Origin of the sequence: Sphingobacterium sp. UBA7631 (assembly GCF_002483935.1) — a bacterium.
GTDB classification, from domain to species: Bacteria; Bacteroidota; Bacteroidia; order Sphingobacteriales; family Sphingobacteriaceae; genus Sphingobacterium; species Sphingobacterium multivorum.
In genome coordinates, this window is sequence record NZ_DLIX01000002.1 from 666,017 (window position 1) to 679,408 (window position 13,392).

The window sequence follows — 13,392 nt, forward strand, 5'->3', positions numbered from 1 at the left end:
GCTATTTTTTTAGTTCCATGCGGACGAGGTATTGATCATTCTCATCTTCATACAAAATTTGGACAACCCAGCCCATTTCGTGCGAAATTTTAATCAACAAATCCTGATCTAAGTAGAGCCATTTGAACAGGTTTCCTTTTTTGCCTTTGTATTCGTATTGATATTGAATTTCCCCAAAATAATGCGCTGGTTTTTTGATGTTATAATCTTTGTACAGATAACTGATATCTGAAGAGTCAAAAATCAGTTGGCCATTTTCAGTCAATAATTCTTTGCTATGCTGTAATAGTTTTCGAAAGCCATCTACGTCGCCAGCAAGGCCTATTCCGTTCATCAAAAGCAAAAGTGTATCGTATTTTTGGCCTTCGAATTTATAGAAATCTTCGCAGATAATATGTTGTACCCCGCGTTGTTGCATAATATGGCAGGCGGTCTGCGAGAGTTCCAGTGCATCTACTTCAAAACCTTTTTCTTGTAGATAAAGGCTATGGCTGCCAACTCCAGCTCCAACATCCAGTACACGTCCATCACATAAGGATAGACCAATAAATTCCAGTTCAGGGAAATCATCAGGTTCACGAAAGAAAATCTCGACCGGCATTTCGTCTCGGTCGCCATAACTCGTGTGGAGTACTAAAGGAAATTTTTCTTCTTGATGTACGAAATAATCATCTAAAGCTTCACCGTATACGTCTCTATGCATTGTCATCATCAATCATTAGTACTTTTTTTGCTATATATATGGAGTCTTCATCTCCCGTATGTTTCATGGGTTCGTCAGATAGTTTGATGACCGGGGTCCATTGATCATCTTCTGGCAAAGCGTCGGTCATCTTAATGACGATATTCATGGGTTTAAGACCGACATCATTGGTGAAATTGGTGCCAACGCCAAAGGAATGCAAGATTTTTCCCTCACAGTAGCTCGCGATTCTTTCGACTTTCTCATAGTCCAGTCCATCCGAGAATATAATTGTTTTGGAGAGGGGATCGATTCCATTCTTCTTATAATGTGCGATGACCTTATCTGTAAATTCAAGTGGATCTCCACTGTCGTGTCGGACTCCATCAAATAATTTGGTTAATTTTTTGTCAAACTGCTGAAAGAAGACTTCCGTCGTATAGGTGTCCGATAGTGCTATTCCGAGGTCACCCCGGTAGACATCAGACCAATGTTCAAGGCCAAGGAGATTCGCCATTTTATATCCGTATTTGGCAGCGTGGAACATAAACCATTCATGGGCATGTGTGCCGATTGGTTTCGTCTCATATTTCATTGCTAAATGTACATTGCTGGTGCCTATAAATGTTTTTTCGCCGTATTGCTTCAGTGTGCGAACGACCAAATCGTGGACTTCATAAGAATGACGTCTGCGCGTGCCAAAATCAGCAATTGTGATATTGAGTTTTTTATATTTTTCGATTTTATCTTTGGCGGTGGCGATCACAGCTGCATCCGAGGCACGTTGTAGACCTTGGGATTCATAAAAAAGTTCACAGATAAGCGACATTAATGGGACTTCCCAAAGAATAGTACGGTACCAATACCCTTCGATAATGACTTCAAGGTCGGGGCCATCCTGAAATATTTTGATTTCCTCGGGATCGTAGCGATAACCTTGAAGAAAATCGAAATAGGTTGGGTCTATATAAGGACATGTCTTGGCAAAGAAAGCCTTTTCTGCTTTTGTTAACTTCAAATTAGCCATCTCATGGACGGCCTCCCTCAGGAGTACATCAAAACCATCGGGAAATTTATGATGTCCCCGATTAATAAAATGATAACGTGCCTTGGCCTTTGGAAACAACTTGACCACGGCATGCTGCATGGTGAATTTGTAAAAGTCATTATCTAATATAGAGGTAAATGAAGCCATCTTTATCGATCTGTTTTTTGTTTGAAGCGGTAAATTTACTAATTAACGTGAAAATGTATGGATTGTTCATGATAAATATAAAAAGACATGCATATAAAAGGCGGGTAAAATTTTTCATTTTACCCGCCAAATGTGAATTATTATTTTATTCGGCTGTCATTATCTTGTTCTAGATCTTTCTGATCCTTGCGAAGAACGTCCAGAGTTACGTTCGCCTGAGCTTTCTGAAGACCTTGATCGAGATACTGAGGATGAATTGTCTGTATTTGATCTACTTCTTGTGTTTTCGTAGCTCCGATTTTGAGTTGGTTGTGCTACAGGTTGCGACACAGGTTGGCTCGAACGTGTTCTGCTGCCATCATAATTTCCATTTCGTTGCGGCGTTGTCGTAGGTTGCGCAACTCTTGGCGGCACAGCCTGATCGGAACCGTTCGCACTAGACCGCGAGCGTGAATTATAATCTGTGTTTCTATTGTAGTCTGTACTTCTGCCGTTGGCTACACCATTATTGTCAACGGAGCGATTTTGCCTGTCCCTAGTGGTAGATGTAGGGTTGTTATTGTTTGAAGCATCCGACTGGCGACTTGATCGCGTTCTAAAATCATAGTTATTCGAATTAGGTTGTGTACCATTCGTATTTCTATTTATAGTACCATTGTCTCCGGTTCGAGTATTATTAATTGAACTACGGCTTGAACCACCGCTGTTGGCATCATTACGAGACCTTACAGAAGCATTTCCACTGTTGTCAATATATAACTCACGATTTCCTGATCTCGAGTCGATGTTATCTCTGTTGGTTATGACACGATTGGTTCGATCTGAAATCTCACTATTGTTATTTCGTGTTCGGGTAGAAGCATCTACGACATTCGTGGGGCGTGCAGAGGATCTTGTATTACGGTCTACATTCGGACGGTACATACTGATTTCATTACTGCGGTTGCTGCTACTGCGTACAGACCCAGGTCTATCGACACTTGCGATTCTATTCACTGTTACGCTTCTTCCTGTCGAACGTTCAATATCGGATCTTCGCGGACCGCCAACATAATAGTTGTTGTTAATTATCGTGGTATTATTGATAATGGTGGTTCTGTTGTAGATATTATTGTAATTTCTTCTATTAACATAATATCTATCCATGTCTCGCCGCATAAAGTGATTGACGCCTACAAATGTCCAAAAATTCATTGGGATATTAACGGATACATTAATATTCATGCCTGGGCCCAGAGGAGCCCAACCGTAGTAGTCATTACTTTGACGCCAATTTACCCATGCTGGTCCCCATTCATAGTCAGGAACCCATCCCCAGCCATAACGGTCATTGTAGTTCCAGCGACCATAGTGGAAAGGGGCCCAACCCCAGTCATAATTGGATACCCAGGTATTTCCATAGTCAGTCATTGTCCAATAACCATTGGTTGCATAAGGCTGGAAGTTCGGACCAACGTCCGGGATCCAAACATAACCATAATTGGGATCATTAACCCATTGTCCATAAGGTGAAAGCTGATCATAGAATAGCTGGAACGAAACTCCATCATTGTTATAATTGTTATAACCATTATTGTTATAACCATTATTATATCCACCCCGTTGGGCCATTGAAGTAGCGCAACTTGAAAAAGAAGCGATACCGATAAAACCAAGTACCCAATATTTTATGTTGCCTAAATTTTTCATTTCTGTAATATTTAAAAGTGTGACAAACTCTATGCTATTGTCTTTGTTATTATGACAGCATAACGTATAAAATGGTTTAATCGGTACATTAGAAATCTGATTTTTTATATATAAAAGTCAAATTGATGATCTTTTTACATAAACGACAATTTTAGATACATATTTTTATTTACCTTTACCGCTCGAATTGCTACGTGTTTGTTCAGCATAAGACGTGTTTTAAAACACATTAATTTGAAATAGACATCATTTAAATGGCTAAAAAACTTCAGACTTTTTTTCTAGAATTTGCAAACATTCACCGTTTTTTGCTACGGTTTTGGCGTGAATTGGTAACTCCACCCTATGAATTTAAAGAGATTGTCCGTCAGTGCTATGAAATAGGCTATAAATCGTTGCCTTTGATCAGTTTAACGGGATTTATTGTTGGATTTGTTTTTACAAAACAGTCACGTCCTTCTTTGGAGGAATTTGGAGCGACTTCGATGTTGCCTTCGCTTATTTCGATCGCTATTGTTCGTGCATTAGCACCATTGGTGACGGCTTTAATAGCTTCGGGTAAAGTGGGCTCGCAAATTGGGGCAGAACTAAGTTCGATGAATGTCACGGAGCAAATCGATGCGATGGAAGTTTCGGGGACTAATCCATATAAGTTTCTTATTGTAAGTAGAATATTAGCTACAACTATTGGAATTCCAGTACTGTGTTTTTATGTGGCAGGTATAGGCCTTTTAGGTGGTTACCTAAGTATGATGAGTAAAGATGACTTAAGTTTTTTGAGTTTTTTTACGCAAGTATTTGAAACGATAGCATTTAAGGATTTAGGCGCTATGGTGTTGCGGGCAGTTATATTTGGTTTTACCATTGGAGCTGTAAGTTGTTATTGCGGTTATTTTTCTTCAAAGGGAACTGAAGGTGTTGGAAAGGCAGCGAATGCGGCCGTTGTAGCTTCGATGTTCCTTGTCTTTATTGAGGAAATAATTATTGTTCAAGTTTTATCGTTCTTTGGATAGTGAGCTATGGAAAAGATTAAGTCAACCATCGACCATTCGAAGCCGGTCATTGAAATTAGGGATGTTAGTAAATCTTTCGGTGATAATCACGTCCTACGTGGTGTCAATCTGGATTTATATAAAGAAGAAAATCTCGTTGTGCTTGGGCGTTCTGGAACAGGGAAATCCGTGTTGATCAAATTGATTTCGGGCTTATTAAGACCGGATGAGGGGACGATCAATGTTTTGGGAGAGTCAGTTCTTGAATTAAATGATCGTGAATTGCGTGAATTACGTTTGAAAATAGGGTTTTCTTTTCAGAATAGCGCACTTTATGACAGTATGACTGTGCGCGAAAATTTGGAATTTCCATTGGTTCGAAATAAACGCAACTTAACACGTTCGGAGATCAATCAAGCTGTAGAAGAGGTGTTGGATGGTGTAGGGCTTTCGCAAGCGATCAATCAGATGCCTTCAGAGTTGTCTGGTGGACAGCGGAAGCGAATTGGTATTGCGCGTACCCTGATTCTTAGACCTGAAATCATGATGTACGATGAGCCAACAGCAGGGCTCGATCCGATTACTTGTTTGGAGATTAATGGATTGATTAACGAGGTTCAGGAGAGGTATAAAACAGCATCAATTATTATCACGCACGATTTGGCTTGTGCGAAAGAAGTGGGAGACCGGATTGTGATGTTGTTGGATGGTAAGTTTGAAAGACAGGGGTCTTTTGAAGAAATTTTTGATACAGATGACGCACGAGTAAGAGCGTTTTATAATTATAATTTTATTCTATAATATACATGAGTAAGGCAGAAAATAAAAGAGCAATCATTGTCGGTATTTTTGTTTTTTTAGGCGTATTGATTCTTTTAGCGGGTATTTTTATTTTGGGTAGCCAGCAAAAGAAATTTACTAGAAATATTGAAATTACGACTTCATTTCCCGATGTCGCTGGATTGAAGGTGGGGAGTAATGTCTGGTTTTCTGGGGTTAAGGTCGGGATCATTAAGAATATACATTTTAAAAGCGTGCAGGATGTTGAGGTGGTATTGACCATTGAGGAGAAATCTGCTGAGTATATTCGTAAAGATGCCGTAACAAAATTGGGCTCGGATGGTTTGATCGGTAACAAGATCGTAGTGATTTCTGGAGGGTCGCAAAACGCGCCCACTGTGGAGACAGGTGATTTCTTGCGTTCGGCGAAGACTGCGGACATGGAAGCGATGATGGAAACATTGCAGGTAAATAATGAAAACTTAGCAAAGATTACCACTGACTTTGTAGAAATATCACGTGGATTGGCGGATGGAAAAGGAATGGTTGGCGCGATGTTGACCGATACGTCCATGGTAAATACATTGCGTGCGACGTTATTATCGATCAGTGCTGCAATGAATAATGCAAACAAAGCTTCTGCTAATTTGGTCACCTTGACAAACTCTTTAAATAGCAATAAGGGCTTGATTCATGATTTAACGACCGATACCGCTATATTCTCTAATCTGCGTCAGTCTGCAGCGCAGTTGCAAGGAGTTTCCCAGACAGCAAATGCATTGATAAACAATTTGAATAATGCATCTGGCCGGTTGAATGATAAAGATAATGCGGTGGGCGTTTTGTTGAATGATCCAGCATCAGCAAATCAGATTAAATCGGCAATCAATAACCTGAATTCGAGTACCGCGAAATTGGATGAAAATATGGAAGCGTTGCAACATAATTTCTTATTACGTGGTTTCTTTAAAAAGAAGATGAAAGAGGATGCTAAAAAAGCTGAGTTGCTTAAAGCGGACACGACGAAATAAGTGGATTAAAAAGAACATAATGAAAGGCTGTACGCTTGCGTAGAGCCTTTTTTAATAAATAATAGCGTCAATATGGGCTCCAATTCAACAGACATTTAGCTCTGTATAGCATTTGGATACCCCCTTTTAATTTGAAAAAATGAATCATACTGAAATTACAGATAAAGACGTCATCTACGAAGACAATCATCTCATCGCTATAAATAAGAAAGCCGGGGATATTGTGCAGGTGGATGAAACAGGAGACCTATCTTTAGAGGATATGGTGAAAGTATATTTGAAAAAGAAATATGATAAGCCAAATGATGCCTTTGTTGGTGTTATTCATCGATTAGATAGACCTGTTAGTGGTATGATTTTGTTCGCCAAAACAAGCAAGGCGCTAGAGCGAATGAATAAATTTTTTCAGGATAGACATGTGAAAAAGACCTATTTGGCAATCGTCAGACAACGTCCGCGAAAAACGGAGGGGAAACTGATCAATTGGTTGGTTAGAAATAGACAAACGCGCGTAACAAAGGCTTTTCCACGGGAGGTGAAAGGTGGAAGTTATGCTGAGTTGGATTATACCTTGGTGGGTGAGTTGAATGGATTCTATTTGCTGCGAATAGAACCTTTAACAGGTCGTACACATCAAATTCGTGCGCAACTTGCAGCGATGGGCTGTCCTATTGTTGGCGATAATAAGTATGGATACCCAAGAGGTAGTTCTTTGGGCAGTATCTGTTTACATTCGCGTTCATTGGCCTTTACACATCCAATTAAAAAGGATAAGATGGAATTGATAGCTTCACTGCCTAAAGATGGCTTTTGGGATAAATTTGAATCTTTGGCACGCTAATCGTTAAAATTTCAGTACCTTTGTGTTATGAAATGGTTTAAATATTTACTCCTAATATTTACCTTAAGCTGCTCGGCTGTATCTGTTTCTTACGGACAGTGTGCGATGTGTACATTGAACGCTGAGAATTCTACGAAGGAAGGGAATATGCAAGGAAGAGGTCTGAATGACGGTATCTTGTTTCTGTTGGTAATACCTTATCTTGCCGCGGCAGGCCTTGGTTATTTATGGTATAAGAAGTACCGTAAGAAGAGCCCTGTAACAAAGAAATTTATAAACGAAATAAAATAGATTCTTAATGCCCACATCCAAATTCCATGCAATGATACACTCCAAATGCCCAAAGTGTCATATTGGTAATGTATTTGTAGGAAAGGTCTACAGTTTACACAAGCAGCATATGAATGATACTTGCCCATATTGTGGCGTCAAGTACGAGGTTGAGCCAGGTTACTTCTACGCTGCGATGTATGTGAGTTATGCTTTGTCTGTCGCTGAGATTGTTACTGTATCTGTTGCTATCGCAATTTTGACTGGAAGCGAGTCTCCGTGGCTTTATCTGATTGGTCTAGCTGTAACCATTTTGGTCTTTGCACCTTTTAATTTCAGATATGCCCGTTTGATTTTACTTCATTTTTTAACGCCAAAAATCAGTTATGATCCACGTTATGAATTGGCAGCAGAGATAGGTGAAACGTTTAATAAGAACCTTACCAAAGATAGTAACGGTATTAATGATCTAAAAAAATAAAAGAGCGCTAAAGGGCTCTTTTATTTTTTTAGATACTTCATGGTACTGTCAAAAAGGAAAACCTTGTCTTTATATACTTCTGAAATGAGTTGTTGTAATGGAATGAGATGCACTTGCTGAAAATCTGCTACAAGCTCTTCTGTAGGAAGGATGACTTGGATGCAATAGGTCATACCTTCATGCGGCGACTGGAGCATTTCCAGAAAATGCACTTGAAATTTTTGGGATTGCACGATATTATCCTGAATCCATGAAACGACCTCTTGATGGATTGTTTCTTCTGCGATAACGGAGACGTTGTATAAAAACATACACAAAAATACGCTATTTTTCTGCTATAAAAAAGAATCTAAAGAGCAGAAGGGAGATAAGTTTGAATATTACATTTAATTACTATATCTTGTAAAAATAAGGTTGCATTTAATGCAATTTCGTATTTAATTGCAATATTTGGAATAAATGATAAGGATGTAACTGGGATTATGAGGATGAAATTTTGGATAGGTTTGTTTTTTTCTGCCATGATCATGTTGGGGTGTCAACGACATAGCGTTGATCGTATTCCAATAAATCAATTTTTTTCTACACCCGAAAAATCAAATTTTAAGATTTCCCCAAATGGTCGATTTATAGCTTACATTGGCCTAGACAATCATTGCAAAAATATCTATTTAATAGATTTGGTTCATCAGGATAGTTCCAAGCAGCTTACGTATCAAAATGATATTAATGTAAAATCTTTTGCTTGGAATAATGATTCAAAAATTTCGTTTTTGACAGAGCAATCCACACAGGATAGTTTACGTTTATATGCTGTGGATATCAATACAGAGAAAATTTGGCCATTAATTAAACCGGTTCGGGGACGATTTCGGTGGGTTCATGCCCTTGTGACCGGAAGCGATAGTTTTATTGCGGGAATCAACGATCGTGATTCTTCATTTTTTGACCTTTACCGCATCTATTTAGATGGGAGACCACGGGAATTGGTTTTACAGAATCCGGGAAATATGAGTTCTTGGGTTGTGTCCAATGATGGGCAGGTAAGATTGGCGGTAGCCAATGATTCCGTACAGCAGTCTGTGCTCTATCGGAGTTCCGAGAAAGAACCTTTTAAAGAGATTATACGCTGTGATGTGGAGAGCAGTTTTACACCTTTGGGTTATCAAGATAGTTCTGATGCGATCATTTATGCCTTATCCAATATAGACCGGGATAAACTGGCATTGGTTAGCTATGATTTGGCAAACCAGAAGGAGTTAGGGGAACTTTACAGCCATAAAGATGTTGATGTGAGTCCTGGAGGGTATTTTACGGAACAAAATAAGCTATTGTTCGTAAATTACAGTACCTCTAGACAAAATAGGCATTTTTTTGATGAAGCTACCAAAAAGAAATATGATCAGTTGTCCAAACAGATCGATGGATTTGAATTTCAGGTGCTAAATACCGACATTTCGGGTGACAAAGTAATTATCAAAACCTATACGGACGTAAATCCAGGGGGTATTTATTTTTATGACTTTTCGACGCAAAAATTAACAAAGCTAACAGATAATAATTCCGATCTAAAAGACAAAGAGCTATCGCCCAATGAGTATATCACCTATACAGCACGCGATGGTATTCAGATTTCAGGCTATCTGACTTACCCTATACATTCCAATCGCAAAGATCTTCCAATGGTTGTATTGCCTCATGATGGGCCAAATGGGCGGGAAGTATGGGGATTTGACAATGAGGCCCAATTCTTGGCAAATCGGGGATATTTAGTTTTTCAGATGAACTATAGAGGTTCAACAGGTTTTGGCAAGAAGTTTTGGACGGCGGGATTTAAAGAATGGGGCGGGAAGATTCAGGATGATATTACCGATGGGGTGAAATGGCTGATTAAAGAAGGAATTGCTGATCGGGAACGTGTCGCTATTGTAGGGAAAGGTTTTGGGGGCTATTCTGCGCTACATGCAGCCTGTTTTAATTCTGATCTATATAAGTGCGCTGTGTCTTATTCCGGTTATACCAATCTATTCACTTACTTTAGGGATATTCCGCCATACTTTAAATCTTATGTGCAGAAAATGTATCAAATCGTTGGAAATCCGATTCGGGAGGCAGAACTATTCAAAAATATTTCACCTGTATTTCATTCGGATAAAGTAAAGATACCGGTGTTATTGGTCCAAGGGGGGAAAGATCGATTTAGTTCGGTTCCGGACGCAAATCAATTTGTGCAGAAATTAAAGAATAATAATGTTCCTGTACAATACATCCTGAAAGAGGATGAAGATAGAACTTTTAAACGGGATGAGAATGTCTTTGGTTACTATAATGAGCTGGAGCGATTTTTGGCGAAATATCTTGTAGACTAAAGGCGGGGAGACTATGAAAGCAGAGAAATATAGCTATCGAAAAAACTACGGCCTATTGTTGATGTTTTTCATCGTGATTAGTGGTCTGTACATTTTTGCCCTTTTTCTTTCCCGTAATTATACAGAATCGCATATAAAAAATGAATTCACTAACCGGAAATCAGAAATATTTGATCAAACCTTAATCCCTTTCAACGATTTTTTTCAAAATAGAATTCCTGAAGTTTCTTTTTATCAGGGTTTTTTGGATTCAGTGCAGGCGGGGAAATATGCGTATAGTATATTAAGTTCATATCCTTTTGTTCGGGAAATCGGTTTTTTTGATTTGCAATTTAATAATGATCATAACTTGAACTATGGTTTTATTGTTAATAATCTTAGAATTCAACCGAAGACCATAACCATTTTTACCGTTTCCCGATCCGGGCTGAATAAGAATACGATTCGAGACCGTGGGCAGATGGGCCTGCATTCTGAGGAAATTAATAATATTGGCGTCAAGCTGGCAACTTATATCGATAAATTGCAATCGAATGCCAAGCTTTCTGATAAGGATATTCTGAAGGTTTTTTATACGATAAGACCCGGACAGATTACCTACTTGAATATTCCGAGGGTCAATGACTTAATTGTCTATAAGTCCATCATGGAAGGTAATTTGGATCATACTGTGGGATATGAACAGGACATGTTCAATTTTCAGATCGATCCAATGTATCTGGAAGTAAAAAATAGCTATTCAAATCTTTATGAGAAAGTAGAAATAGTTCCGTTGGTGGGTGCCCCGATCACGCCAGAAAATGACGAGATTTCTACTGAGATGCCTTTACCAGGAGCCTTAGCTGACTATAAACTTCTTTTTAGATCGAGTAAGAGTTTTCTATCAAAAGAGATAAACCGCAGTTTTTGGCCGGTATTGGGCGGTGTATCCCTGATTTATATTATTTTAATTGCAATACTATATTTAATTTATAGAAATTTAGAAATTAACGGAAGACTTTTTAAATTGCAGTACGATTTCATCAATAATCTTACGCATGAGTTTAAGACGCCTGTGAGCGTTATAAAAATTGCTGGAAATAATATTAAGAGTGCGCAGGTACTCTCTGATGAAGAACGGAAAATGTATGGAAATATATTGGATCAGGAGGCAGACCGATTAAATAACCTGATGAATAAGCTATTGTCGTTTAGTCAGATAGAAAATAAAACCATAAAATTAAATAAAGAAGAAGTTGATTTGGAGGAATTTACCGAAAATCTAGTAGCTTCGTCAAGAATAAAATACTCGGATTTCAAGATTAGCACAAAAATTGATGTAAGGACATCAATGCTTGCAGATCCGGTACTATTGAGTAGCGTGTTTCAAAATATGATTGATAATGCCTATAAATATTCGAAAGCGGGGCATAAAATCTTGGATATTGCGATACAACAAAACAAGAAGAATTTTGTTATCACTTTTAAAGATGAAGGAATAGGGATTGAGAAGGCTGAGTTTAACAACATCTTCAAAAAGTTTTATAGAATAAAAAGTCAATATAATCAGCAAGGAAGTATCGGTTTGGGATTGGCTTTCTGTAAGGAGATTACTGAATTTATAGGCGGTGATATTACAGTAAAAAGTCAGTTGGGACAAGGGACCACCTTTACCTTGGTATTTCCGGTTTAAAAATAAATTTAAATATGAATAAAGACATCACAGTTGCTGTTATTGAAGATGATGAGAACCTACGTTTCTTGGTAAAACATCGATTGGAATCCGAAGGCTATCAGGTCATTCAAAGCGGAAATGGGAATGAAGCGGAGGGTTTGATTTTGGAAAAGAGGCCCGATGTGGTTTTGCTGGATTGGATGCTTCCAGGAAAAGAGGGCAACGAGATCTGTGAAGATGTCCGTAAAGCCGGCTTTGAGAATATCATTATCATGATGACAGCTAAATCTCAAGATGTAGACAAAATTGAAGCCTATAGCTTTGGTGTGACTGATTACATCAGCAAGCCGTTCAATATGGATGTGCTTATTGCTATGATCGATAATAAGGTGAAATTTTTCTTGCCTAAAAACAGTCCCGAAGTTTATAAATTTGGTCAGACGGAACATCATCCCAACATCCATTCCTTAATACGTGACGGAAGAAAAGTTGAGTTGACTATCTTGGAGAACCGAATTTTACTTCATTTTCTACAAAACTTAGGTCGAGAGATTACGCGCGAAGAGTTAATGGAAGTTGTCTGGGGATATAGCTCAAACGTCAACACACGGACCTTGGATATGCACGTGGTTCGTTTAAGAAAAAAGATAGAAACAAACCCTGATAAGCCACATTATCTACAGACCGTAAGGGGGCTGGGATATAAATTTGTTGATGAGGAAGAGATTTAATTATATTTAACAGGTAAGAATTTGTTTTGTTGAAAACAATTATTATCTTCGTATAGATTCGAAGCAAGACCATGTTTCCCGACGAGGGTAATATGGTCTTGTTTCTTTTTTAAAATGTAGAAAATAAGAAAAAAGATAAAATTATGGCAGAAGTAACTTATTTTACGGAAGAAGGATTGCGTAAGCTTAAAGAAGAATTGGCTTATCTGAAGACGGAAGGAAGATCTAAAATTGCCAATGCTATTGCAGAGGCAAGAGACAAAGGGGATTTGTCAGAAAATGCAGAATATGATGCTGCTAAAGAAGCTCAGGGGCTTCATGAGGCTAAAATTGCCAATTTGGAGAACACACTTGCGACAGCCCGTTTAATTGATGAGTCCAAATTGGATACATCTAAAGTTTTGGCGTTATCGATTGTTAAGATCAAGAACAAGAAGAATGGTGCTGAAATGACTTATCAATTGGTTGCGGAGTCAGAAGCGGATTTGAAGTCTGGTAAAATCTCTGTTAAGTCTCCTATTGCCCAAGGTTTATTGGGTAAATCAAAAGGTGATACAGCTGTTATTGAAGTGCCAGCAGGGAAAATTGAATTCGAAATCGTAGAGATTTCAAGATAATATATGTCGGTTATGTGCGGTATGCCATAACCGCACATCCACAAATTAACTTTATATTAA

At 38.5% G+C, this 13,392-nt stretch carries 14 protein-coding genes; 10 read left to right on the forward strand and 4 right to left on the reverse strand.

What is annotated here, in order from left to right; genetic code table 11:
• Position 1 precedes the first annotated feature (1 nt).
• The 3 genes from B3P16_RS02875 to B3P16_RS02885 form a co-directional block, all read right to left on the reverse strand.
• A complete protein-coding gene (locus B3P16_RS02875) occupies positions 2 to 703 on the reverse strand; it encodes a class I SAM-dependent methyltransferase (RefSeq protein ID WP_046674368.1) in 702 nt (233 codons plus the stop codon).
• On the reverse strand, positions 696 to 1,877 hold the full coding sequence (gene pncB / locus B3P16_RS02880; RefSeq protein ID WP_070567330.1) for a nicotinate phosphoribosyltransferase: 1,182 nt from the start codon (positions 1,875 to 1,877) through the stop codon (positions 696 to 698). Before pncB ends, B3P16_RS02875 begins: the two co-directional genes overlap by 8 nt.
• A 159-nt stretch (positions 1,878 to 2,036) precedes the next feature.
• Entirely contained in the window at positions 2,037 to 3,566 is a 1,530-nt protein-coding gene (locus tag B3P16_RS02885) for a DUF6600 domain-containing protein (RefSeq protein WP_115047598.1), read from the reverse strand.
• A gap of 254 nt (positions 3,567 to 3,820) precedes the next feature.
• Here B3P16_RS02885 and B3P16_RS02890 point away from each other — a divergent pair, with 254 nt between their 5' ends.
• From B3P16_RS02890 to B3P16_RS02915, 6 genes are all read left to right on the forward strand, one after another.
• Entirely contained in the window at positions 3,821 to 4,579 is a 759-nt protein-coding gene (locus B3P16_RS02890; protein ID WP_046674222.1) for an MlaE family ABC transporter permease, read from the forward strand.
• A 6-nt stretch (positions 4,580 to 4,585) separates the two neighbouring features.
• Positions 4,586 to 5,359 carry an ABC transporter ATP-binding protein gene (locus tag B3P16_RS02895; protein ID WP_046674221.1) on the forward strand — a complete coding sequence of 258 codons (774 nt, stop codon included), beginning with the start codon at positions 4,586 to 4,588 and terminating at the stop codon, positions 5,357 to 5,359.
• Between the two features lie 5 nt (positions 5,360 to 5,364).
• Positions 5,365 to 6,369 (forward strand): MlaD family protein, encoded by a 1,005-nt coding sequence (locus B3P16_RS02900; RefSeq protein ID WP_046674220.1) that lies wholly within the window; start codon positions 5,365 to 5,367, stop codon positions 6,367 to 6,369.
• A gap of 139 nt (positions 6,370 to 6,508) precedes the next feature.
• Complete coding sequence (locus B3P16_RS02905; protein WP_286752906.1) at positions 6,509 to 7,210, forward strand: RluA family pseudouridine synthase; 702 nt, start codon at positions 6,509 to 6,511, stop codon at positions 7,208 to 7,210.
• 27 nt (positions 7,211 to 7,237) lie between these two features.
• Positions 7,238 to 7,501, forward strand: coding sequence for a hypothetical protein (locus tag B3P16_RS02910; RefSeq protein WP_046674218.1), 264 nt, complete (start codon positions 7,238 to 7,240; stop codon positions 7,499 to 7,501).
• Between the two features lie 109 nt (positions 7,502 to 7,610).
• Positions 7,611 to 7,961, forward strand: a complete 351-nt coding sequence (locus B3P16_RS02915; RefSeq protein WP_313156225.1) for a DUF983 domain-containing protein — start codon at positions 7,611 to 7,613, stop codon at positions 7,959 to 7,961.
• Between the two features lie 20 nt (positions 7,962 to 7,981).
• Here B3P16_RS02915 and B3P16_RS02920 read toward each other — a convergent pair whose 3' ends face one another.
• Entirely contained in the window at positions 7,982 to 8,272 is a 291-nt protein-coding gene (locus B3P16_RS02920) for a DUF4286 family protein (protein ID WP_286752904.1), read from the reverse strand.
• A gap of 171 nt (positions 8,273 to 8,443) precedes the next feature.
• On the opposite strand from B3P16_RS02920, the gene B3P16_RS02925 reads away from it, so the two are divergent.
• From B3P16_RS02925 to greA, 4 genes are all read left to right on the forward strand, one after another.
• Positions 8,444 to 10,330 carry an alpha/beta hydrolase family protein gene (locus B3P16_RS02925; RefSeq protein ID WP_286841328.1) on the forward strand — a complete coding sequence of 629 codons (1,887 nt, stop codon included), beginning with the start codon at positions 8,444 to 8,446 and terminating at the stop codon, positions 10,328 to 10,330.
• A gap of 13 nt (positions 10,331 to 10,343) precedes the next feature.
• Positions 10,344 to 12,002, forward strand: coding sequence for a sensor histidine kinase (locus B3P16_RS02930; RefSeq protein ID WP_286841330.1), 1,659 nt, complete (start codon positions 10,344 to 10,346; stop codon positions 12,000 to 12,002).
• A gap of 14 nt (positions 12,003 to 12,016) precedes the next feature.
• Positions 12,017 to 12,715, forward strand: a complete 699-nt coding sequence (locus B3P16_RS02935) for a response regulator transcription factor (RefSeq protein WP_286752901.1) — start codon at positions 12,017 to 12,019, stop codon at positions 12,713 to 12,715.
• A 143-nt stretch (positions 12,716 to 12,858) separates the two neighbouring features.
• Complete coding sequence (gene greA / locus B3P16_RS02940; RefSeq protein WP_046674213.1) at positions 12,859 to 13,332, forward strand: transcription elongation factor GreA; 474 nt, start codon at positions 12,859 to 12,861, stop codon at positions 13,330 to 13,332.
• Positions 13,333 to 13,392 lie beyond the last annotated feature (60 nt).

What these genes read in the sequence shown, in the direction of transcription:
- B3P16_RS02905 (WP_286752906.1), top strand. Translation starts at nt 6,509, where the DNA reads ATGAATCATACTGAAATTACAGATAAAGACGTCATCTACGAAGACAAT.
- pncB (WP_070567330.1), bottom strand. Translation starts at nt 1,877, where the DNA reads ATGGCTTCATTTACCTCTATATTAGATAATGACTTTTACAAATTCACC.
- B3P16_RS02910 (WP_046674218.1), top strand. Translation starts at nt 7,238, where the DNA reads ATGAAATGGTTTAAATATTTACTCCTAATATTTACCTTAAGCTGCTCG.
- B3P16_RS02915 (WP_313156225.1), top strand. Translation starts at nt 7,611, where the DNA reads ATGAATGATACTTGCCCATATTGTGGCGTCAAGTACGAGGTTGAGCCA.
- B3P16_RS02925 (WP_286841328.1), top strand. Translation starts at nt 8,444, where the DNA reads ATGAGGATGAAATTTTGGATAGGTTTGTTTTTTTCTGCCATGATCATG.
- B3P16_RS02900 (WP_046674220.1), top strand. Translation starts at nt 5,365, where the DNA reads ATGAGTAAGGCAGAAAATAAAAGAGCAATCATTGTCGGTATTTTTGTT.
- B3P16_RS02895 (WP_046674221.1), top strand. Translation starts at nt 4,586, where the DNA reads ATGGAAAAGATTAAGTCAACCATCGACCATTCGAAGCCGGTCATTGAA.
- B3P16_RS02890 (WP_046674222.1), top strand. Translation starts at nt 3,821, where the DNA reads ATGGCTAAAAAACTTCAGACTTTTTTTCTAGAATTTGCAAACATTCAC.
- B3P16_RS02885 (WP_115047598.1), bottom strand. Translation starts at nt 3,566, where the DNA reads ATGAAAAATTTAGGCAACATAAAATATTGGGTACTTGGTTTTATCGGT.
- B3P16_RS02935 (WP_286752901.1), top strand. Translation starts at nt 12,017, where the DNA reads ATGAATAAAGACATCACAGTTGCTGTTATTGAAGATGATGAGAACCTA.
- B3P16_RS02920 (WP_286752904.1), bottom strand. Translation starts at nt 8,272, where the DNA reads ATGTTTTTATACAACGTCTCCGTTATCGCAGAAGAAACAATCCATCAA.
- B3P16_RS02930 (WP_286841330.1), top strand. Translation starts at nt 10,344, where the DNA reads ATGAAAGCAGAGAAATATAGCTATCGAAAAAACTACGGCCTATTGTTG.
- greA (WP_046674213.1), top strand. Translation starts at nt 12,859, where the DNA reads ATGGCAGAAGTAACTTATTTTACGGAAGAAGGATTGCGTAAGCTTAAA.
- B3P16_RS02875 (WP_046674368.1), bottom strand. Translation starts at nt 703, where the DNA reads ATGCATAGAGACGTATACGGTGAAGCTTTAGATGATTATTTCGTACAT.